Source organism: Kaistia terrae (assembly GCF_026344005.1).
Lineage (GTDB): Bacteria > Pseudomonadota > Alphaproteobacteria > Rhizobiales > Kaistiaceae > Kaistia > Kaistia terrae.
On record NZ_JAPKNH010000001.1, the window covers coordinates 274,407 to 296,565 of the forward strand.

At 62.8% G+C, this 22,159-nt stretch carries 19 protein-coding genes; 12 read left to right on the top strand and 7 right to left on the bottom strand.

What is annotated here, in order from left to right:
• The first annotated feature begins 93 nt into the window (after positions 1–93).
• From OSH12_RS01355 to OSH12_RS01365, 3 genes are all read left to right on the top strand, one after another.
• Positions 94–2,184 carry a YadA family autotransporter adhesin gene (locus tag OSH12_RS01355; protein ID WP_266341703.1) on the top strand — a complete coding sequence of 697 codons (2,091 nt, stop codon included), beginning with the start codon at positions 94–96 and terminating at the stop codon, positions 2,182–2,184.
• A 223-nt stretch (positions 2,185–2,407) separates the two neighbouring features.
• Positions 2,408–2,797 carry a hypothetical protein gene (locus OSH12_RS01360; RefSeq protein ID WP_266341704.1) on the top strand — a complete coding sequence of 130 codons (390 nt, stop codon included), beginning with the start codon at positions 2,408–2,410 and terminating at the stop codon, positions 2,795–2,797.
• Between the two features lie 89 nt (positions 2,798–2,886).
• Positions 2,887–4,857: a potassium transporter Kup gene (locus OSH12_RS01365; protein WP_266341705.1), complete on the top strand. Its 1,971-nt coding sequence runs from the start codon at positions 2,887–2,889 to the stop codon at positions 4,855–4,857.
• Positions 4,858–5,024: 167 nt separating this feature from the next.
• On the opposite strand, the gene OSH12_RS01370 is transcribed toward OSH12_RS01365, so the two are convergent.
• Positions 5,025–5,612, bottom strand: a complete 588-nt coding sequence (locus OSH12_RS01370) for a DUF308 domain-containing protein (protein WP_266341706.1) — start codon at positions 5,610–5,612, stop codon at positions 5,025–5,027.
• A gap of 95 nt (positions 5,613–5,707) precedes the next feature.
• Between OSH12_RS01370 and OSH12_RS01375 the strand changes: the two genes are divergently transcribed.
• Positions 5,708–6,286: a TetR/AcrR family transcriptional regulator gene (locus OSH12_RS01375; RefSeq protein WP_266341707.1), complete on the top strand. Its 579-nt coding sequence runs from the start codon at positions 5,708–5,710 to the stop codon at positions 6,284–6,286.
• Positions 6,287–6,606: 320 nt separating this feature from the next.
• On the opposite strand, the gene OSH12_RS01380 is transcribed toward OSH12_RS01375, so the two are convergent.
• Complete coding sequence (locus OSH12_RS01380) at positions 6,607–7,341, bottom strand: DUF4145 domain-containing protein (protein WP_266341708.1); 735 nt, start codon at positions 7,339–7,341, stop codon at positions 6,607–6,609.
• Positions 7,338–7,715: a hypothetical protein gene (locus OSH12_RS01385; protein ID WP_266341709.1), complete on the bottom strand. Its 378-nt coding sequence runs from the start codon at positions 7,713–7,715 to the stop codon at positions 7,338–7,340. The genes OSH12_RS01380 and OSH12_RS01385 overlap by 4 nt, the downstream gene beginning before the upstream one ends.
• 164 nt (positions 7,716–7,879) lie before the next feature.
• On the opposite strand from OSH12_RS01385, the gene OSH12_RS01390 reads away from it, so the two are divergent.
• Positions 7,880–8,251, top strand: a complete 372-nt coding sequence (locus OSH12_RS01390; RefSeq protein ID WP_266341710.1) for a hypothetical protein — start codon at positions 7,880–7,882, stop codon at positions 8,249–8,251.
• Positions 8,252–8,496: 245 nt separating this feature from the next.
• On the opposite strand, the gene OSH12_RS01395 is transcribed toward OSH12_RS01390, so the two are convergent.
• The 3 genes from OSH12_RS01395 to OSH12_RS01405 are packed head-to-tail and all read right to left on the bottom strand — an operon-like array spanning position 8,497 to position 11,016.
• Positions 8,497–9,693, bottom strand: a complete 1,197-nt coding sequence (locus OSH12_RS01395) for an MFS transporter (RefSeq protein ID WP_266341711.1) — start codon at positions 9,691–9,693, stop codon at positions 8,497–8,499.
• Positions 9,693–10,106 carry an SET domain-containing protein gene (locus OSH12_RS01400; protein WP_266341712.1) on the bottom strand — a complete coding sequence of 138 codons (414 nt, stop codon included), beginning with the start codon at positions 10,104–10,106 and terminating at the stop codon, positions 9,693–9,695. The genes OSH12_RS01395 and OSH12_RS01400 overlap by 1 nt, the downstream gene beginning before the upstream one ends.
• Positions 10,107–10,110: 4 nt before the next feature.
• Positions 10,111–11,016, bottom strand: a complete 906-nt coding sequence (locus OSH12_RS01405; protein ID WP_266341713.1) for a hypothetical protein — start codon at positions 11,014–11,016, stop codon at positions 10,111–10,113.
• A gap of 324 nt (positions 11,017–11,340) precedes the next feature.
• Between OSH12_RS01405 and OSH12_RS01410 the strand changes: the two genes are divergently transcribed.
• The 3 genes from OSH12_RS01410 to OSH12_RS01420 all read left to right on the top strand — a co-directional run bounded on the left by OSH12_RS01410 (position 11,341) and on the right by OSH12_RS01420 (position 17,094).
• Complete coding sequence (locus OSH12_RS01410; protein ID WP_266341714.1) at positions 11,341–13,551, top strand: putative bifunctional diguanylate cyclase/phosphodiesterase; 2,211 nt, start codon at positions 11,341–11,343, stop codon at positions 13,549–13,551.
• Between the two features lie 67 nt (positions 13,552–13,618).
• Positions 13,619–14,830, top strand: a complete 1,212-nt coding sequence (locus OSH12_RS01415) for a winged helix-turn-helix domain-containing protein (protein ID WP_380223948.1) — start codon at positions 13,619–13,621, stop codon at positions 14,828–14,830.
• A gap of 89 nt (positions 14,831–14,919) precedes the next feature.
• Positions 14,920–17,094 carry a putative bifunctional diguanylate cyclase/phosphodiesterase gene (locus tag OSH12_RS01420; protein WP_266341716.1) on the top strand — a complete coding sequence of 725 codons (2,175 nt, stop codon included), beginning with the start codon at positions 14,920–14,922 and terminating at the stop codon, positions 17,092–17,094.
• Between the two features lie 39 nt (positions 17,095–17,133).
• Here OSH12_RS01420 and OSH12_RS01425 read toward each other — a convergent pair whose 3' ends face one another.
• Positions 17,134–17,778 carry an SGNH/GDSL hydrolase family protein gene (locus tag OSH12_RS01425; RefSeq protein ID WP_266341717.1) on the bottom strand — a complete coding sequence of 215 codons (645 nt, stop codon included), beginning with the start codon at positions 17,776–17,778 and terminating at the stop codon, positions 17,134–17,136.
• Positions 17,779–17,938: 160 nt separating this feature from the next.
• Here OSH12_RS01425 and OSH12_RS01430 point away from each other — a divergent pair, with 160 nt between their 5' ends.
• From OSH12_RS01430 to OSH12_RS01445, 4 genes are all read left to right on the top strand, one after another.
• Positions 17,939–18,523, top strand: a complete 585-nt coding sequence (locus tag OSH12_RS01430) for a nitroreductase family protein (protein WP_266341718.1) — start codon at positions 17,939–17,941, stop codon at positions 18,521–18,523.
• Positions 18,524–18,898: 375 nt separating this feature from the next.
• Positions 18,899–20,191: an ABC transporter substrate-binding protein gene (locus OSH12_RS01435; RefSeq protein WP_266341719.1), complete on the top strand. Its 1,293-nt coding sequence runs from the start codon at positions 18,899–18,901 to the stop codon at positions 20,189–20,191.
• A gap of 176 nt (positions 20,192–20,367) precedes the next feature.
• A complete protein-coding gene (locus OSH12_RS01440; protein ID WP_266341720.1) occupies positions 20,368–21,297 on the top strand; it encodes a carbohydrate ABC transporter permease in 930 nt (309 codons plus the stop codon).
• Complete coding sequence (locus tag OSH12_RS01445; protein ID WP_266341722.1) at positions 21,294–22,148, top strand: carbohydrate ABC transporter permease; 855 nt, start codon at positions 21,294–21,296, stop codon at positions 22,146–22,148. The genes OSH12_RS01440 and OSH12_RS01445 overlap by 4 nt, the downstream gene beginning before the upstream one ends.
• Positions 22,149–22,159: the final 11 nt, after the last annotated feature.

The following is a 22,159-nucleotide window of genomic DNA, read 5'->3' on the forward strand; positions in this document are numbered from 1 at the left end:
GGAATTCTGAATATCAACCCTTGTCATCAAGGGGCATGGTTGCAATCCTGACGCGAGTGACATTTTTTGTCTGCGCGCTTTGGGAGGAGCATCATGATGAGAATGGAGAAGAGGGCCGCCGTTCGGGCTCGCCTGTTGTCGACGACACTGCTTTTGCTTGGCTGTTCGTTTCCGTTCGCCGCGGCCCAGGCCTTTCAGGGTGGGACGGGTAATGACGGCGCTTCGGGCAACTCGAGCAGCATCGCCATTTCCGGGGCCGGCGACGCTGCGGTCACCAACAACACGAATTATTCGATCGCCATAGGCGGCGGCGCCACGATAGCCCCCGGTGCGAACTACTCGAATGCCATCGGATTCGGCAACACGATCGGAGCTGACTCTTCGGCGTCTACGGTCGTCGGCATCCAGTCGTCGATCGGGACGAACTCGAATAGCGCGAATGTCTTCGGTCGTTCGTCCACGATCGGTAACGACTCCAACGACTCGACGGTCGTCGGCACCGGATCCAGCATCGGCGACAGCTCGGTCGGTGCGCTGGCGTCGGGACGCAATGCGGCTGTCGGCGACAACTCCACGGCCGCGACGGCCGTGGGTAATGGCGCGACGGTCGGCGATCTCTCCAACAGTGCCTCCGCGATTGGCGCTGGGGCCACGGTAGGCGACGGTTCGTCGGCCTCGAGCGCCATCGGCGTGGGCGCCACGGTTGGCGACGGCTCGCAATCCGCCAATGCGATTGGCCGCAGCGCCAGTGTCGGTGACAACGCGACGGATTCGACCGCGATCGGCACACTCGCCAGTGTTGGCGATGGATCGGTGCGCGCCCTGGCATCCGGCCACAACGCCTCGGTCGGAGAGGGCTCTAGCGATGCCTCGGCCGTCGGAGCCAGCGCATCGGTCGGAGACAATTCCGGCTTGGCCCAGGCTGTGGGTGCCGGCGCGACTGTTGGCGATGGTTCCGGCGCGGCGAGCGCCATCGGCGTGGGCGCCACGGTTGGCGATGGCTCGCAATCCGCCAATGCGATTGGCCGTAGCGCCAGTGTTGGTGACAACGCGACGGATTCGACCGCAATCGGCACACTCGCCAGTGTTGGCGATGGATCGGTGCGCGCACTGGCTTCCGGCCACAACGCCTCGGTCGGCGAAGGTTCAAGTGATGCCTCTGCTGTCGGCGCAAGCGCATCGGTCGGAGATGGTTCCGGTTCGGCCCAGGCCATCGGTGCCGCCGCGACTGTTGGCGATGATTCCAGTGCGTCGAGCGCTGTCGGCGTCGGCGCCTCCGTTGGCGATCGGTCCGAGAGCGCCAACGCCATCGGCCGCAGCGCCAGCGTTGGCGACGATGCCGGCGATTCCACCGCGATCGGCACGCTGGCGAGCGTCGGCGACGGATCGGAACGTGCGCTGGCTTCCGGATACGATGCCTCGGTCGGCGAGGGTTCGAACGATGCCTCGGCTGTCGGATCCTCGGCCTCGGTCGGCGACAACTCGTCCTATTCGAGCGCGTTTGGCGCCTCGGCAAGCGTCGCCAGCGGCGCGCAATATTCGAACGCCTTTGGCTTCGAAGCGAGCGTCGCAACGGGCGCCAGCTATTCCAACGCCTTCGGTTATCAGGCAACGGTCGGCGTCGGCGCGACCAATGCCGTGGCTTATGGCTCCGGTGCGACCGTTGGCGATGGCGCCAGCGGCGCGGTAGCGATGGGCTATGGGTCCAACGTTGCGACCGCCGGTTCCGTCGCGGTTGGCGCCGGCGCCACGGTGACGGGCCAGAATTCGGTGGCCATCGGTCAGGGCTCTGTCGCCAGCCAGAACAACACCGTTTCGGTGGGCGATGTCGGCAGCGAGCGCCGCATCACCAATGTCGCGGCCGGCGTCGCACCGACCGACGCGGTCAATGTGAACCAGTTGAACCAGGCCTATGGCGATCTGTCGAACCAGATCGGCTCGGTCCAGAACGAGGCCCGGCGCGGTATTGCCGCCGCCGTCGCGCTCAGCAGTCCGCTGATGCCTTCGGCACCGGGCAAGACGACGGTGAATGGTAGTGTCGGCATGTTCAAGAGCGAGGTCGGCTTTGGCGTGAGCCTGGCTCATCGCCTCGATTTTTCGACGCCGGTCATGCTTCATGCCGGCTACAGCAATGGCGGCGGCGATGCCCATGTTGCCCGGGTCGGCGTGGCCTTCGAGTTCTAGGTCGCGTTCGAAGGAAACGTGTTTGAAAGTTCCGATCCGTTAACAAGTCAGGGGGCGGCGTTTCCATGAGACGTTGGAGCCCCCTGGCGCCGTCAGGGCGGAGCCACATGGCGATCCGTCGTCGCGATCCGTCTTGGCGATCCGTCTTCAAGGTTGGCGATCCGTCTTCAAGGAATGAACGGGAATGAGAATCTGTAACCGGCCTGGCCGCGCATGGCTCGGCTTGCTGGCCTTGCTGCTGTCGGCCGGGACTGCCGCCGCGCAGCAGGCCCAGCAGCCACCCGTCCAGCAGCCGGCGCAGACACCGCGCTGGGACGGCCTGCCGCTCATGAAGCTTGAGGCCTTTTATCGAGGCCCGCTGATGGACACGGTGATCCAGCGCTGGCGCGATCCGGTCGATGGCTCGATCTGCTATATTTACATGCCGATCTCGGCCGAGCATTCGCAGACGCCGAATTCGCCCTATGTTCAGTACGGGGCGAACCAGATCGGATCGATCAGTTGTTTTGCGCAACCAATGGCTGCGCCGGCCGTTGCACCCGCGCCGGCCCAAAGCCGGAACTCCAAGCCCAAGGCTCCTGCACCGAAGCCGCGGGAGGCGCCGGCGCCATAGGAACATTGTGCGGTGCGTTGTGCGCCGCACGCCATCTGCTATAAGCACGCGCGGCCGCCGGTAGGTGCGGTGAATGAGATGACCAGTTCATGGCTCTGAATGCGCAGGGGTCCAACACCGGGACCCCGTCTCCGGCTCTGGTGAATGATGCACCGGCCGGGGCTGTCTCCGACGACAACAATGTCGGCGGCACACCTGTCGCCCATACTGGCTTTTTCACTTTGGCGCTCGGCTCCGTCGGAGTCGTCTATGGCGATATCGGCACCAGCGTCATCTATGCGCTGCGGGAAGCCCTCCATGCCGCCAGCCGTGCTCATGGCGAACTGATCCGCGAAGATGTCATCAGCGTGATTTCGCTGATCATCTGGACGCTGACGATCATCGTCACGCTCAAATATGTCGTCATTTTGCTGCGCGCCGACAATAACGGCGAGGGCGGCACGCTGTCGTTGATGGCGCTCGCCTCCCGCACCATGGGCAAATCCGCGCCCATCGTCTTCGTGCTCGGCGTGGCCGGCGCCGCGCTGTTTTATGGCGATGCGGTCATCACGCCGGCGATTTCGGTGCTCTCCGCCGTGGAGGGCCTGACGCTGGTGACGCCGGCCTTCGATGGCTACGTCATTCCGATTACCATCGCCATCATCACCGCCCTGTTCATGGTGCAGCGCTACGGCACGGCCAAGGTCGCCAGCTGGTTCGGCCCGATCACGGCGGTATGGTTCATCGTGATGACGATCGGTGGCTTCCTGCATATCGCTGATGATCCCGGCATTTTCGCCGCGCTGAACCCCTATCACGCCGTCCGCTATGTCACGACGCATGGCCATACCAGCCTCTTCGTCATCGGCGCGGCCTTCCTGTCGGTGACCGGCGCCGAGGCGCTCTATGCCGATCTCGGCCATTTCGGCCGCAAGCCGATCCAGGCCGCCTGGCTCGCCTTCGTCTTCCCGGCGCTGGCCGCCAACTATCTCGGCCAGGGCGCGCTCGTCCTCGCCAATCCGGCCGCCGTCAGCAATCCGTTCTACCTGCTGTTTCCCGAGTGGGCGTTGTTGCCGGTCGTGCTGCTGGCGACGATGGCGACCGTCATCGCCTCGCAGGCCGTCATCACCGGCGCTTTCTCGATGACCCGCCAGGCGATCCAGCTGAAGCTGCTGCCGCGGATGGAAATCGAGCATACGTCCGAAACGCATGTCGGCCAGATCTACATGCCGCAGGTCAACACGCTGCTGATGGTGGCCGTGTTGATCCTGGTGATCACGTTCGGCTCGTCCAGCAAGCTTGCGACCGCCTATGGCATCTCGGTCACGGCCGAAATGGTCATCACCGCCTGCCTCGCCTTCATCGTCATCTGGCGCTTCTGGCGCTGGCCTATGTGGGTGGCGGCGCTGGTGATGGCGCCGTTCCTGATCATCGATCTGGTCTTCTTCGGTGCCAATCTGATCAAGGTCACCGAGGGTGGCTGGCTGCCGCTGGCCTTCGCCTTCATGATCATGTTCATCATGCGCACCTGGGTGCGCGGCACCAAGATCCTGTTCGACAAGAGCCGTCGCGGCGACGTGCCGTTGAACGATCTGGTCAAGAACCTTGAAAAGAGCAGCGTGGTCCGGGTTCCGGGCACCGCGGTGTTCCTGACCAGCGATCCCGAGACTGCGCCGTCCTCGCTGCTGCACAGCCTGAAGCACTACCGTGTGCTACATCAGAGGAACGTGCTGCTGACGGTGGTTACCAGCAATACGCCGCGTATCGACGATGCCGACCGCGTGCGGGTCGAGGAAATCAACGACAGCTTCACGCGGGTGTTCATGAGCTTCGGCTACATGGAGACGCCGAACGTGCCGAAGGCGCTCAGCCTTTGCCGCAAGCAGGGCTGGAAATACGACATCATGTCGACGTCGTTCTTCCTATCGCGCCGTTCGATCAAGCCGGCAAGCCGCCATCTGTTCGCGCGCATCCAGGACAAGCTGTTCATCAAGCTGGCGATCAATGCCAGCGACGCGACGGAGTATTTCCATATTCCGACCGGCCGCGTCGTCGAGATCGGCACGCAGATGACGATCTGATCCGGCAGGGACGTCATGCCGACGTCCCGCTTGTCCAACGATCGAAAAGGCCGCCGCGAGCAATCGCGGCGGCCTTTTTCTGTTGCGTCGCGCTTTTCACCTCTTCCTCAGGGAGAGGTGAAGGACGGCGCTCGCGTTTCAAGCAGATGGATCTCCTCCTGGCGTGGTCAGGCCGGGGCCGACTTGTTGCGGCGAAGCGTGAGCAGGACAGCCGAAACGAGGAAGTAGAAGGCACCGAACGCGGCATAGGGCGCGATATCGAGGATGCTTGGCACAGCGGTTCCCAACGACTGCTTGATGAAGAAGCCGCCCGCCAGGGACGACTGCGCGCCGCTCAGAATCATCGCCCACTGCGCGCCGTAGGATTTCCAGCGGCGTACTCCCGTGGCGAGTTGGAGGAGGCCGGAGAAGATCGCCCAGGCGCCGAACACGCCGAGAACGGCGTTCATGCTGCCAAGCGATGCCGCCACGCCGGCGGTGGTTGCGGCGCTCACTACCAGGTTGAGGGCTTGGGTTCGGTTCTTCGCCAGTCCGCCATTATTGGCAGCGTCGAACCAGTTCGCCGCGGCGTCCCAAGCGGGATAGACGACAAGAAGGGCAGCGGCGGCGAGCGGCTCGGTCGCTCCGACCGAGAAGGCCGCCGCGACCCAAGCCGCTGAGAACGCTGCGCGAGCGAAATAATAATTCCGCAATTTGGCCGAGCCTGGCTGCGCGACGGGGTGAGGGAACGGATGCTCGATACCTTGTGAAACCATTTTAGCTTTCAATCTACCTTCTAGTTGGTAGGTGAGCTTATGCCGATTGCGAAGCCGATGGCAAGTGGCTATCTTCCGATTAGAAGGTAGGGAAAATGACGCAATCGACGGCTGACCAGATCATCCATGAGGCGCGCAACCTCATCATGAGGCGCGGATATAACGGGTTCAGCTATGCCGACATCGCCGACGCGGTCGGCATACGGAAGCCGAGCATTCACCACCATTTCGCTGCCAAGAGCGATCTGGCGATCGCCGTCGTCGAGCAGTCGCGCGCCATTATCCTCGCGCATATCGAGCAACTTGCGGACGTGGAGCCCGACGCGGTGGCGCAGCTGCGCGCCTATGCGACCTATTGGGAACGGTGCATCGCGGACGACTCCGCGCCGTTCTGCGTGGCAGCAATGCTCGCCGCCGAGCTTCCGAGCCTGCCGGATGATCTTGTCGCCTCGGTGCGGGCGCATTTCCGCGACCTGACGGATTGGCTTGCCCGCATCCTCGCCTTAGGGGTGCGTCAAGGGAGCGTGCGCCTTGACGGCAATCCCGAGCAGGAAGCGGACGCTTTCCTGTCGGCCATCTACGGGGCGATGGTTTCGGCGCGGGCTTTTGGCGATCCCGGCCGGTTTGCCACCATCACCGAAACGCTGCTCACACGCGTCGTTCGGCTCCACTAGGGTATTTCATCGTATCTGGTGGACGTTCGGGGACGCAGCGCCCGGCATGGCGACTGTCTGATATGGGGTGGGAAGGGGAACGGCCGCTTGTGGGTGGGCAGAGCAAGCACGCGGACGTACGGTCAGCCACTACGAGCTACAACTCTGCGCCCTCATTTCAGACGTTAAGTCCAGCCACGAATGCAGCTGGAGGCGGACATTGCGACGGTCTTGGTCAGGTAGGTCACCGCAATGATCTTAGATGTCGACGGCGTGCCGTGGCTACTAGATGATGGATGGCGATGACAGCAACGAGACGATGCGCCCGAAGCGACGCACCTTCAGTCAGGCTGCGTCGATCCTCTTCGCGGCTTGGTAAACTTCGCCTTGATGGCGTCCTGACGCGCCCTCCGGCCGCCGTAGACGTCTTCCAGTGCTGTTTCGAGGATGTCGAAGGCGTCGATGCAGTCCACCAGCGTCAGTCCCAATTTATGGCTTCCGTCGTTGCCAATATCCTTTAGCGCAAGCATCGTATCGTGGTGACCGAAGCCTCGCTTTTCCCATTCTACCAGTCGGTTGTGCAATGGGACAAACTTGCCTTGAGGTGTTTCCCGGGCGATGCCAGCGTGAGTGACAATTTCCTCGACCGATATTCGCAGCTTGTTGATGCAGGAGCCTGCGTCGGTCCAGAGGAGGTTGAAGGCCCTTTCAATCTGCTCCTTGACCGCTCTAGGTGTCTTTTGATGAATGGCTATCACGCGCGGGCCGGGCATCATCGACAGCGGGTAGAAGTGGGTCTCTTCGCCCATCTGCTCTTCGCCTTCCTGGTCCGGATAATAATATGGCCCGGAACTCGCCCTGCCCGACATTACGGCGATGGTTTTGCAGAGCCCGAAAGAGCAGGTGAAAAAGCTGGTGAATTTGCCGCTGGCGACTAAGGGTTCCTCACTTGCCTCCCAAATCGTGACGGTCCTGTTCTTGACCCTCCTGAGGAGCCCATTACTGCATTTCGGGCAAGGGAATGCGGGATAGCTGTCTTCAGGGTATTTCTCGCTCCAGAGTAACCTGTCCATCATCCACCCACATGTTTGACGTCGCGCCGTGCTTTGACTTCCATTAGAGCCGCACGGGCGGGAGGAATCTCATGTTTAACTTGCTTATGCGGTCGGCCGACTGGAATATCAACAAGGCTGAAATGCCACTCGAACGTATGTTCGAGTATACGGAAAAGCACCTCGCCGCCTACTTCACGACAGAGGGTAAGCCAAATTTCGACTGGCTCTTCCAGCACCCCTGCCTGTTCATGGATGAAGGCATCATGGATGAAGTCGCGCACGTAGGGCGCGTCACTAGGCACCGCATCAGCGGCAAGGAAGTCGCGATCGAATACCAGATCGACAGGGAGGTTCCGGTACTTCGCAACGACTTCATCTATGAACACCGTCGGCATTTTGACATGACCGCTGATTGGGAATTCTCCCGCAACCACTGGGCAGTCAAGGAAGTGGATCTCTACCAGGTCCTTTTCACATCATGCGGTTGCCAGTCCGTTAGCGTCCGGAGGTCTTCAAGCTCGAGGAGCGCGAGATCGTCGATCCGAATCTGGTGTCTGCAATGATGCCGTTCGCCCCCGCGTTCAACGGCGTCTATGCGGCAATCGAGGCCGCGGCTGCGCAGATTGGAATGACCTGCCATCGCGCTGACAACGTATGGGAACATCACGCAATCATTCAAGATATCGTTCAGCTAATTGACTTCGCGCGCATCGTTGTCGTCGACTGCACCAGCCGCAATCCCAATATCTTCTACGAGGCCGGAATCGCGCACACGCTGGGCCGCGAAGTCATCCTGATCACGCAAAGTAAGGACGATATCCCCTTCGACCTTCAGCACATCAGGCATATTCCCTACCTGAACAACGGCGAAGGGCTCGCCGACCTGAAGGGCAAGATTCTAAGGCGGATGAAGACTGTGACCGGTCGCTAAGCAGGTTACGGCGACAAGCCTGTGCTCAATGGCCTTGGCTTTATGCTGGGTCCGGTTGACCCATCCAAGATGCGGACGGTGCGCATGCGGCCCGACACTGGCCGGAGATCGTTTAGCTTCTGAAGGACAGCTTCCGGGGTGCGACAGCAGGTCGTGGAACGACCGCCATGGGGTCGTGAGCGGACCTGCTATCCCAGGATATGCCAGGGGCCGTTGCATAGCGCTTCACACAACGGAACCGGCCCTCACTCCAGCGAAACTTCCGCCGCTTTCTTCTGGCCGGGCCGGAGCAGGAAGATCAGTAGCGCCATGAATCCGGCCGCGACGGTGATTGGCAGCGCTTCCGCGCCAAACAGGTCCATCAGGAAGCCGATCGGCGTCGAGCCGATCACGGAGCCGGCCGAATAGGCCATGGCGAAGCCGGTCGAGACGACCGCGAGGCGCTGGCCGCGAAAATCCTGGCCGATCAGCACGATGCCGAGCGTGTAGAGTCCCGAGACGGTGCCGCCGGCGATGAAGACAACCGGTTCGAGCAAGAACGCCTTGTCCATGACAAAGGGGAAGGCGAGCGTGCTGACGACGGCGATGCCGGCGCAACCGATCAGGGTCAACCGCCTGCCATGCCTATCGGCAAACCAGCCCAGAGCCACGATCAGAACGGCTTCGCCGAGGCTGAACACGGCGACCAGTCGCGAGGCGCCGGAATCGTTGAGGCCATGCGCGAGGCCGTAAAGCGGCAGCAAGCTCTGCATCGCCGTCTCGCCGATGCCGGTCAGGAATGCCGCCGCGATCAGGCTTCCCGCAAGCGTCAGCGACATGCGCAGCGTATGGACGTCGCCGCTCTCTTCCTCGTCGTCGACTTCGCCGACGGCGGAGCGGATCGACAGCGCCACCGCGACGCCGATGGCGAGCGGCACCATGGCGACGACAAGCGGCAGGCTGCCGGTCGAACCTGTTCCGGAGAGAAGGAGGGGGCCCATGAATTGGCAGGCGGCGTAGAGCGTGCCCGAGGCGCCGACGATCCGGCCGCGGTTCTTGTCGTCGACGACGCCGTTTAGCCAGATTTCAGTCGTCGTCCACAGTGCTGCGAAGCAGGTGCCCATGACGAAGCGCGCCACGAACCAGACGGCGATATTGTCGAAGGCGAAGATGGCCGCGAACGAAGCCAGCGACAGCGCGAACTGGGCGGCGACCAGCAGGCGCAGGCCCATGCGGTCGATCAGCCAGGGCACGAACGGGCCAAAGATCAGGATGCCGGCGCCGGCGATCGAGGCGTTGAGGCCGATCAGCCAGGTCGCGATGCCCTTCTTTTCCAGCGCCAGCGAGAAGAACGGATAGGAATAGCCGAACAGCAGCGCTTCGATGCCGATCAGCAGCAGTACACCGGCCACGCGCCAGGTGCGGCTTCGCGCGGCGGACGGTTTCGGTTCGGAAACAGGCATCAGATCTCGCAGTTGGGCTCTGGGCACCAGCATTTGATGCCCTGCGGCACCAGATCGAAGGTCCGGTAGTCGGCGGTCAGTTCCTCGCCCTCCGCGATCTCGCGATCGGCGAAGACATAGAGCTGCTCCTCCACCCGCGTGTTCGGGTGGCAGGAATGGTTGAGGAAATCGATGCCGGCCGGCTCTTCCATCGGCAGCAGGCAGAGCAGCTTGCGGCCGATCAGCTTCAGATGGACGGATTGCCGCCACCAGTAGTCGTCAAGCTCGCTCTGCTTGTCGAGGTCGATCAGCATCGCCTTGCCGTCGAAGAAGCCGAGCAGCGTGTCCTTGGGCACGGTGGCCTTGGCATGGATCGTCTGGTGATCGTCGCTGATCGAGCGGACCTCGATGAATTCTTCGTTGGTGTAGCTCATCGGGTCACTTTCTGAAGTCGAAGGCGGGGATGCCGCCGGACTGGCCGTCGCGGGAAGCCTGATAGCGCTCCCCGTCGAACAGCGCGGCGATCCAACGCTGGCAGAGGCGATTTGCGTAGACCACCGGCATTTCGTGGTCGTGCGGTTCCTTGGCGGTCTCGGCGAAGACCGGGTCGCTGTGCGGCGCCGTCCAGGTCTGCTGGTCGCTGGAAAGGTGTACAGCGCGCTCCGGCACCTCGGAAACCTTGTTGTAGGCCTGGATCGTGTTGATCGACATCTTCTGCCAGACCCCGGCGCACTTGTGGAGCAGGCGCTCCAGATCATGCCGGTTGCCCACCTCGTGCGGGGCGCAATGAAAATGCCGCTGGCTCATATCGCGCACCAGCATGCCGAAGGCGAAGGCGTCCGACGTGGTGTTGATGGCGAGAAACGGCGTGCTGAGGGCTGGATCGTAAAGCGGATCGACCACCGACGCCGCATGGGGGCAGAAGGCGACGGGGAAGAACTCGTAGAAGGTGGGAATTCCGGTCACCGGGCAAATCACATCGATCGGGATGGCGATGGTCTGGCTGTGGATCAGCGCTCCGGCACTTTCGGCGAACCCGGCATCGACCATGACCTGGGCAAGCACGCGCAACTCATCCTCCGAATTGTCGAAGACGCGGCTGGACGGAACAATGGCAAGAAAACCGGTCTTTCGGTACTCTTCAACATCCAGGCGGAAGGTATTGAGCGCTTCGGAGAACTGGTAGCCGTTGCTGACGTGCGCGACGGTATAGCGTCCCAGCTGGAATTCGCGCCTTCCCGCCGAGCAGCGAAGATCCGACTGTAGCCATTCGTCGAATTCAGCGGGGGACGGTGCCGTAGCGGTCTTGTGAAATGGGCAAGAGATGGCCGTGGATGATGCCATCCCAGCCGAATCCGGTGGGAAGTCCATATCGCCCCCGCAACATCGTCCACACAGGATAATACATGATTATGCGAAAATTGGGTGTAGGTCAGACGCTTTGTCAACCATATTATATTTGAAGCAATTGGGCGCCTTGGGGCCGCGCTCGATCCGCGAATGGGTAGCATCTCAGAACGGATTCGCACCGCGCGCCGCGGCTCCGCGAGCGATAAAATTGCCGAAATCCGGTTCCCCGAATATACCTAAAATGCGCTCGATCGAATTAAGTCGGCATAAAAGGGCCCGTGCTTACATTCCGGTGTAGTCAATCGAGATGGACCTTAAATGTCTCACCCGATCGCCGGGCGCATCACGTTTAACCTGGTAGTCGGCATCCTCGTGACGGTGGTGACGGTCATCGCGGGCATCGCCTGGATGGCCTATCGCCAGAATGACCAGGCCGCCGAGCAGACACGCACCATGGTGATGGGCGGCGTCGATGCCATGCATACCCGCATCCAGGGGCTGGCTAACGACTATTCCTGGTGGGAAGAGGCGTATGACGCCTATCAGCGCGGCGACGAGGAATGGATCGGCGCGAATATCGGGACCGGCATCGTCGACACCCAGATCGCGGATTTCCTGGCCATTCTCTCGCCCGAGGGGGAGCTGAAGTATGGCTGGTCGACACCGGCCGACGCACCGACCCCGAAATCCGTCCTGTCGCCCGAACTGATCGGGATGATCGAGGACCTTATCCGCTCGGCGCGCGTCGAAAACAACGCGGCCCGCTCCGGCTACATCGAAACCGCAGCCGGGACGCTGCTCGTCGGCGTTGCGCGCATCGCGCCCTTTTCAAAGGCCGAAACGGTCGACCCGGCGTCGCTGCCCTTGCTCGTGATGGGCTTCTATCTGGACAAGAAGCGCCTTTCCGGACTCGGCCAAACCTTCCTTATCGACGACCTGCGCCTTGAGCCGGAAGATCCATCGCATAAGGACAGCGAGTTTCCCGAGATCCGCGACCTCTACGGCGAGGTGATCGCGCACTTTGTCTGGACGCCGCCGACGCCCGGCTTCGCGGTCCTGCGCAACGTCGTGGCGCCGATCGCCGGCGGTCTGCTTGTCTTCTGCCTGATCGCCATGGGAACGGTGCTGCGCGCGCGTCGCCTGGCTCTTTCGCAAGCCCTGAGCGAACGGCAGGCCATCGAGGCCGCCCGAACCGACAGCTTGACCGGCCTGACCAACCGCTTTGGCTTCAACGAGATGATTGGCGGCGCCGCCTTCCTGGATGCGAGCGGCAAGGGCGCCGCGGCGATCATCTATCTCGACGTTAACGGGTTCAAGTCGGTGAACGACTCCATCGGCCATCAGGGTGGCGATGAGCTGGTCGGCATGCTTGCCGAGCGGCTGGCGATGATCCTGCCGGCGGATGCCTGCTTTGCCCGAGTCGGCGGCGACGAATTCGCGGTGGCCCTGACGGGACGTCCGGCGCTCGAGGCGGTCGCCGGCATCGCTTCCGCCATGGTGCATGCGCTCGATCAGCCTTTCGCGGTCGCCGGCTTCCAGTTCCAGGTGACGGCTGCCGTCGGCTACGCGGTTTCTGACGGGCCGGATGTGGCGCCGGAGGAATTGCTCCGTCGGGCCGATCTGGCCATGTACCAGGCGAAGAACGCGGCCGAGCGGGACGCCGTACAGTATCATTCCGGCCTCGAGACGGGAGCGCTGCATCGCAAGCGCCTCGGCATGGCGCTTCGCAGCGCCATCGAGATGAACGAAATGTCCGTTGTCTATCAGCCGATCGTGCGGGTCAGCGACCTGACGATCGTGTCGGTGGAAGCGCTCGTTCGTTGGGAATCGGGTGAGTTTGGCCGCGTCTCGCCGGCCGAGTTCATCCCGGTCGCCGAGGAGACGGGCGCGATCCACGATATCGGCAAGTTCGTGTTCCAGCGCGCCTGCCAGGATATGGTCGACTGGACCGGGCTGAAGATCTCGATCAATGTTTCGCCGGCCCAGCTGCGCGATCCGAGCTTTGCCAACGATCTGGGCGCCATTGCGCGCCGGCATGACGTCGTGCCGAACCGCTTCAAGCTGGAGCTGACGGAAGGGCTGCTGGTCCGCAACCCGACCATCGCCAAGCGCAAGCTGGCGCGGCTGAAGTCGATGGGCTTCGGCCTGTCGCTGGATGATTTCGGCACCGGCTTTTCCTCGATCGGCTATCTGCGTCAGTTCCCGTTCGATTGGCTGAAGATCGATAAGTCGTTCATTGCCGAGCTTGGTACCAATCAGACGGCGAATGCGCTGATCCAGTCGATGATTGCGCTTGGCGACGCCATGGACATTGCCGTCGTTGCCGAAGGCATCGAGACGGTCGAGCAACTGATGCTGCTGCGAATGCTGCATTGTGAATATGTGCAGGGCTTCTTCCTGGCCAAGCCGATGTCGGCGGCGGAAATTACCGCTCTGCTGGCAGAGCTTGGCGAGAGCCGCCGGATCCTTCCGGATCTGGATCTGCCGGATGTCGTGCCCGGCAGGGCGGTCCTGACCCGGTTCGGCTGAATGTCGATCTGGTTTCCTCGCTCCGCCTTTGCCATACAGGGGTATGAGGGGCTTTGGGGGAATGCCGGTGAGCGATGTACTGACGGGCGAGGAAGCGCGGCGTATCGCGCTCGCCGCCCAGGGTTTTGGCAGTCGGCGCGATGCCGGCCTGTCGTCCTGGCGGCAGATAGCCCCGGCAATCGGCCGCATGGGCCTTCTGCAGATCGATTCCGTCAATGTGCTGGTGCGCTCGCACTACCTGCCGGTTTTTAGCCGGATCGGCGCCTATGACCGCGCCGCCCTCGACACCCGCGCCTTCGCCGGCGGCAAGAAGCGGGCGCTGTTCGAGTATTGGGCGCATGAAGCCTCGCTGCTGCCGCTCGACATGCATCCGCTGATGCGCTGGCGCATGCAGCGCGCCGCGGCTGGCGTTGGCATCTATTCCGGCATCGCCAAGTTCGCTTCCGAAAATAGGGATTATGTCCGCGCGGTCGTCGAGGAAGTCCGCCAGCGGGGGCCGATGGGGGCCAGCGAACTGGACGATCCCGGCACCCGCAGCGGCCCTTGGTGGGGCTGGCACAAGGGCAAGACGGCGCTCGAATACCTGTTTTGGGCTGGCGAGGTCACGACCGGCCACAGGCGCGGCTTCGAACGAATCTATGACCTGCCGGAGCGCGTCATTCCGAGTGAGATCGGCGCCGTCGAAACGCCCGATGAGGCCGACGCCATCCGCGCGCTGACGCTGGCGGGCGCCAAGGCGCACGGCGTGGCGACCGAGACCGACATCCGCGACTATTTCCGCCTGCCGGTGGCCGAGGCGCGGATCGCGCTGCGCGAACTGGTCGAGGAAGGCGCGCTGCGGCCCGTGCGCGTCGAGGGCTGGCAACATCAGGCCTATCTTGCCGCCGACGCGGTCATGCCGGCGCGGGGAACCCCGACAGCGCTGCTATCGCCGTTCGATCCACTCGTCTGGCACCGGCCGCGCACGGAGCGGATCTTCGATTTCCATTACCGGCTGGAGTTCTACACACCCGGTCACAAGCGCATCTTCGGCTATTTCGTGATGCCGTTCCTGCATCGCGGTCGACTGGAGGCGCGGATCGATCTGAAAGCCGACCGGGCCGCGAACCGGCTGCGCGTTCTCGGTGTCTTCACGGAAGAGACGGTGCGCAGGCCCGAGGCCATGTTGCCGGCCCTGGCCGAAGAACTGCGGCGCTTGGCCGGATGGCTGGAGTTGGGCGATATCCTTGTAGAAGCGCAGACTCCACTTGCGAATTTGCTAAAAGAGCAAATGACTTAGCCACGCATTAAGTAATTTCGCGAGATCTTTGCGGAACGTGGAGCGATAGTTTGCACGTCGCCGTGGGAGATGATCTTGTCAGCGGTACCATGAGCCTGCTCCAGCGATCCACCTTCCGATTTGCCCTGCGCGTCGCCTTGCCGGTACTGCTGGTGCTGGCGGCGTCGATCGCGTTCATGATTTTCTCGCTCGCCGAGATGGCGGGGGAAGTGGACCGGATCGACGGCGTCGCCAAGGAACGATCGGCCGGTGCCGCCGTGGATGCCTACCTGAAGCGCCTGCGCGAGATCCATGGCGATTATGCCGTCTGGGACGATGGCGCGGTCAAGCTGGCGGGTGAGATCGACAAAAGCTTCGCCGAAAGCAATTTCAAGGAAGGGACACGCTCCGGCGTGTTTTTCGACGCCGCCTATCTGCTGGATGAGAACGGCGAAAACGTCTTCGCGTTTCGGCGCGGCGGCGTGGCGTCGCGTGGGGCGCTGGAGGAATTCGGCTCACCGCTCCAGGCGATGATCCTGAGCCTTGCAGGTCGTCATGCTCCCTTCGATTCCAAGGTGGGCATGATGAAGGATCGCTCGGGCAGCATCGCCGCGGTCGCCGTCGGTTCGATCTTTCCCGCAACCGAGTCGAAGCCAAGGCCCGTCGGCCAGCCGCGCCTGCTCGTGCTGGCCCATGTCCTCGATGAATTCACGATCCGCAAGATGGGCGAGGATTTCGTCATCGAGGGAATGTCCCTCAGCCTGGATCCGGAGATCGGCCATAGAGGGACCGTTCTGCTCGATCCGGGCAACAACTCGATCGGCGCCCTGACCTGGGCGCAGGGCAGCCGCGGCGGCGAGGCCTATTCCCGCGTTGCCCCGATGGCCTATCTCACGCTGACGGCCATCGGCCTGACGGTCCTGTTCCTGCTCGGGATCGGCTATTTCAACCTTGTCGCCGTGCGCCGACGGGAGCGCCAGGCCGTCCATGACGCCAATCACGACGGCCTCACCGGATTGCCCAATCGCGTTGCGCTGATCCGGACGCTGGAAGTCGCGGTGCGTCGTCCGCGTGCGCCGCCGCTGACCGTGTTGTTTCTCGATCTCGACCGTTTCAAGGAGGTCAACGACTCCTACGGACACCAGATCGGCGATCGCCTGCTGCAACGGGTCGCGCTTGGGTTCGGGGCGATATGTTCGCGGTGGGGGCAACTGGCCCGTGTCGGCGGCGACGAATTCGCGCTGGTGCTCAACTCCGGCGCATCGGTCTCGGCGGCCGAGGATCTCGGCAACCGCCTCGTGAACTATCTGAACGGGCCGATCGTGATCGATGACCGGGTGATCTCCATCGGAACCAGCGTCGGCATCGCGGTTGCCGACGAGAAGGGGATCACGGCCGATGAGTTGCTGCGGCGCGCCGATGTCGCGATGTATCAGGCCAAGGAACTCGGCCGCAGCCGCGTCGCGTTCTATGACTGGTCGATAGACGCCGAGAAGACCGATCGAAAGCGCCTGGCGAATGAACTGCGCGAGGCGCTGGAAGCCGACGCGCTGCATCTCGTGTACCAGCCGATTTTCGAGGCGCAGACGATGCGTCTGGCTCAGGTCGAGGCGCTGTTGCGCTGGACTCACGCCAGCCAGGGGCCGATTCCGCCTGATCTGTTCATATCCATAGCCGAGGAAAGCGGTCTGATGGATGCGGTCGGCGACTGGGTGCTACGCCATGCCTGTCGGGATGCGGTGCAGTGGCCGACGGTCCGGCTCGCCATCAACGTGTCGCCGGTGCAGTTTCGCAATCCGGGTTTCGACCGGGCCCTGGCAGGCATCCTGAGGGATTCGGGCCTGCCGGCGAGCCGTCTGGAAATCGAGATGACGGAGACCAATATGGTCACCTTCCCGGAGCGCGCCCAGAACATCGTCGCTTCGCTGCGCGCCCTCGGCGTCAGCGTGGCGCTGGACGATTTTGGCACAGGCTATTCGTCGATTGGCTATCTTCGCCGCTTCTCATTCGACAAGCTGAAGATCGACCGGTCGCTCGTCCATGGCGTGTCCGTCGATCCGGAGACGCGCCGGCTCTGCGAGGCGACCATCGCCCTCGGCCTCGCCCTTGATCTTGAAGTCACGGCCGAGGGAATCGAGTTCGAGGCGGATGCCGAAATCCTGCGCCAGGCCGGCTGTTCCTATCTGCAGGGCTTCGCCTTTGCCCGGCCGATGTCGGCGGCGGCGATCAAGGAACTGCTCGCCGCCGGCGCGACGCCGGCGGGCGCATCCTTGCACGAGGCTTGATCGATCCGGCCGCCGGCGGCCGGATCGAAATCCGGCGGATCAGGCGAGCGTCTTGACGGCGGCGGCGATCGCTTTGCCGAGGGCAACCTGATCGGCCGGGTCGAGATGGATGCCGTCATAGGCACTGGAGCGGATGTGCTGGCCAGCGTCGAGGAACGCCGTGCCGTGCTCCTTGGCGATGGCGGCATAGAGCGTCGCGAACTTCAGCGACTTGGCATGGCCGCCTTCCAGCATCGGCGTGTATTCCGGCTTCTCGCCCGTATGGTCGAGCATCGGGGCGGGCGCGACGACGAGGATTTTTGGCACGCCGGCATCGTTGCCGGCTTCGGCCTGCTTGACCAGCTTGATCAACTCGCCGACGCCCTTGGCGATATCTTCCGCCGGCACGTTGAACCGCGCCTTCAAATCATTGGTGCCGAGCATGATCACGACGACGTCGAGCGGGCGATGGCTGCGCAGGCAGGGCAGGAGGTAGGTCTTGCCGTTCATGTATTCGCCCTCGACCGGGTCCGAATGGACGGTCGAGCGACCCGGCAGCCCCTCTTCGATCACATGCCAGCCGGAGCCAAGCTCCGCCTGCGCGACACCGGGCCAGCGCTCTTCGCGCGTATAGCGCTCGTCGGGGCGGGGGACGGTTGCGGCGCCCCAGGTGTTGGAATCGCCATAGGCGAGAACGGTCTTCATGGAAATGCGCTCCTCCGGGCGAATCTTCTTCGCCTCTCCGTCCCCGATCAAACATCAGTTTTCCAAATTCTCAACCCGGGGGCTTACGCGAATCCGCCCACCCTCTACGATCGGACAGGGTGCTTCGGGACGGAGTGCTGCATGATGGAGAACCTTGAGAATGCGGAAGCCTGCCGACACCGCCGTACCGATCCTGCCCGTGATCGCCGAGCGCTGGAGCCCGCGCGCCTTCGATCCCGACAAGACGCTTTCGGAGGCCGATCTGAAACCGCTCTTCGAGGCGGCGCGCTGGGCGCCTTCGTCAAGCAACTCGCAGCCCTGGCGCTTCGTCTATGCGTTTCGCGGCGAGCCATTCTTCGACACGCTGGTCGATTGCGCGGTCGAGGGCAACCAGCCCTGGGTCCGCCGCGTCTCGGTGCTGGCCTATGCCGTCGCCAAGCTGCATTCCAAGAGCGGTCGCTCGCTTTGGCATAACCGCCACGATACCGGCATCGCGCTTGGCTATCTGCTGCTGCAGGCAACCGCCAATGGTCTCGCCGTGCATCCGTTCGGCGGCTTCGAGAGCGACAAGGTGATCGCCGCAGCCAACGTACCGGAGGGTTTTGAACCCTGCACCGGTATCGGCATCGGCTTCCCCGGCGATCCCGATATCCTGCCCGAGCGCGACCGGTTGCGTGAACTGGAAGGGCGCGAGCGGCTTGCGGTCAGCGAATTCGCCTTTCACGGCAAATGGCCTTCGGTCTAAACCGGCAAGTTGTCGACCGCTCCCTCCCGAGTGAGGGGGCGGTCAAGCTTGCCGATCCGAAGCAGGTGACGCAGCGGAATTTCTCGCCTTGGCTGTAAGTGCCAAATATATGTACCCGCCGTACGTATATATATTATTATAATTTTGAAAATAGAGCGACAAGGGACGGAATTTCGTTGTGTCGTCGGCCGGGTCTGCGTCGCCGGATATTGCGGCAATTGTCCACATCGCCGAATTGACAAGCTGCGGAGCGCGGACGTTAATGGTCGCCGACTACGGGATGGAGGCTTCGATCTCTCCGGGTTGGCGGACATGCGGTTGGAGGGCCGCGCCAACCCAAGGGGATCGTTGGATGGGTCCTTGGGAGGAACAAGCATGAAGAACCGTTTTGGCGTGCCATTCGGCGCGGCTAGTCGACGAACTGTGCTCAAATCGCTGGCGGCCGGGGTCGGCGTCGCGGCTTTAGGGGGCGGGTGGACCGGGGCGGCGTTCGCCGAGGACCGGACCCTCACGATCAACACCAACATAAGCGGCGAGGGCCAGCGCAAGCTGATGGCCCAGTTCATCGAAGAGTTCACGAAAGAGACCGGCATCAAGGTCCAGCAGAACGCGATGGACCATGAAGGCTACAAGACGGCGATCCGCAATTTCCTCGTCGCCAATCCGCCGGATGTCTGCCTGTGGTTCTCGGGCGATCGCATGCGCGCCTTCGTCAATCGCGGCCTGTTCGACGACATGTCGGATCTCTGGGCCAAGGAAGGCTGGGCCGACAAGGTCGGCGCGCTGACGACGACGGTCACGGTCGACGGCAAGCAGTATGGTGTTCCGACCGGGGCCAGCTTCTGGGGCATCTGGGCGCGCAAGGACTATCTGGACAAGTATGCCGGCGGCAAGGCGCCCGCCACCTGGGACGAACTCGTCGCCTATGGCGACAAGATGGTCGCGGACGGCATTTCGCCCTTTGCCATCGGCACCAAGGATCTCTGGCCTTCGGCAGCGTGGTTCGACTATCTGAACCTGCGCATCAACGGCTACGACTTCCATATGCAGCTGATGGCCGGCGAGGCCTCCTATGAGGATCCGAAGCTCGATGCCGTCTTCGACAAGTGGCAGGAACTGATCGACAAGAAGTTCTTCATCCCGAACCACACGTCCTATGACTGGCAGGGCGCGGTGCCCTTCCTGCTGCAGGGCAAGGCCGGCATGTATCTGATGGGCCAGTTCCTGACCCGCAACATTCCCGCCGCCGACCTCGACAAATACACCTACCTGCAATTCCCGGTGATCGACGCGGCGGTGCCGACTGCCGAGGAATTCCCGGTCGATTCCATGCACATTCCGTCCGGCGCGAAGAACAAGGACCTGGCCCGCCAGTTCATCACCTTCTTCTACCAGCCGCAGCGGCTGGCGCTCTGGGTCGAGCCGGAAGGCAATATTCCGACCCGATCGGACGTGCCGGTGCTGAAGAAGGACTGGCTGCTGGAGAAGGGCCAGGAAATCCTCAAATCGGCAAAGTCGGCCTCGCAGTACTACGACCGCGATACCGACCCCGACATGGCGCAGATCGGCATGAACGGCTTCCAGCAATTCATGGCGGATCCCAACAGCCGCAAGGCCGTCCAGGCCCGGCTCGAGCAGGCACGCAAGCGCATCTACAAGAAGAGTTGAGGCGGGGCGATCCACCGGCGCGGCCTATTCGCGCCGGTGGATCTTCGCTCGGGCTTCGGATGCGCGATCCCCCTGCGCCTCGTGGCTCCGAGCCGGCGCGCCTCGGGACTTCGCTCGATTCTCGCATCGAGTGTCCGGCCGGGGTGGCGATCCGAAATGACCGGATGGAATGACGGATGACAGATGTTTTGCGTGCATCGGCGACGCCAAATTCGCGACCGGGTTCCTTGTGGCGACGGCATCGGGAATGGCTGACGCCGGTGCTGCTTCTTGCTCCCGGCCTGATCCTTTTCCTGCTGATCATCGTCATCCCGACGCTGCAGAGCTTTCGCCTGAGCCTGTATGAATGGGATGGCATCGGCCCGAAAACCTGGGTCGGCCTCGGCAACTACACAGAACTGTTCGCCGACCCGCAATTTCTCACCAGTCTCAAGAACAACGTCATCTGGCTGGTGCTGTTCCTGATCGCGCCGGTGGGCGGGCTGGTTCTGGCCTTGCTGGTCAACCAGAAGATCAAGGGAATCCGGCTGGCCAAGTCGCTGTTCTTCATGCCGCTGGTGCTGGCGCCGGTGACGGTCGGCGTCGTTTATTCGTGGTTCTACGATCCGACCTTCGGCATGATGGCGCTGATCTTCAACGTCTTCGGCGCAACCGCGCCGGCGATCCTTTCGGATCCCGATCTGGTGACGTTCGGCATCGTTGCCGCTGCCCTCTGGCCGCAGGTCGCCTTCTGCATGGTGCTGTTCCTCGCCGGTCTCAATAATCTGGACGAGGATGTGCTGGGCGCCGGCCGCGTCGATGGCGCCAAGGGCTTTCCGATGTTCTGGCATGTCGTGCTGCCGCAATTGCGCGCGGCGAGCTTCATCGCCCTGACCGTGACGGTGATCGGCGCGCTGCGCAGCTTCGACCTGATCGCGATCATGACGCAGGGCGGTCCCTATGGCTCGTCCTCCGTGCTCGCCTACCAGATGTACGAGCAGGCGATCTTCTCCTATCGGATGGGCTATGCGGCGGCGATCGCCACGGTGCTGTTCGGCGTCATGGCGGTGTTCATCGTCTTCTATCTGAGCCGCGTCATGCGGGCTGAAGCGAGGCGCGAACGATGAGCTATCCGTTCCCCGTCCAGCAGGCGCGGCCCGCCGTCCGCGCGCTCTATCCTGTCGCCATCGTCGTGGTGCTGGCGCTGTGGCTGTTGCCGCTCGTCGCCATTACCATCACCTCGATCCGCTCGGCCGAGGATTTGATGGTCGGCAACTATTGGGGCTGGCCCAAGAGCTTCGATCTGCTGGAGAATTACCAGGCGGTCTTCACCCAGACGGCGATGGCGCGGTTCTTCTTCAATTCGCTGGTGATCACGCTTCCGACCGTGTTTTTCGTCCTGATCCTATCGACCATGATGGGCTTCGTGCTGGCGCGCTATCGCTTCCGCGGCAACATGCTTCTGTTCGCGCTGCTGATCGGCGGCAACTTCATCCCGCACCAGATCCTGATGATCCCGGTGCGCGATTTCATGCTAACGATCGGCCTCTACGACACGCCCTATGCGCTGATCCTGTTCCACACCGTGTTCCAGACCGGCTTTGCCACGCTGTTCATGCGCAATTTCATCGCCGATCTGCCGCCCGAACTGTTCGAGGCGGCGAAAGTCGAGGGTTCCTCGCCCTGGCAGGTGCTCTGGCACATCGTGACCCCGCTGGTTCGCCCGGCGCTCGCGGCGCTCGGCGTGCTGATCTTCACCTTTGTCTGGAACGACTATTTCTGGGCGCTGGTGCTGACCCAGGCCGATACGGTCCGCCCTGTCACCGCAGGCCTCGCCACTTTGCGTGGACAATACGTCACCGCCTGGAACATCATCGCAGCCGCGACCGTCCTGGTGGCGATTCCGCCTGTCCTGATGTTCTTCCTGATGCAACGCCACTTTGTCGCCGGCCTGACCATGGGTGCGGTCAAAGGGTAGCGGCGTGTTCC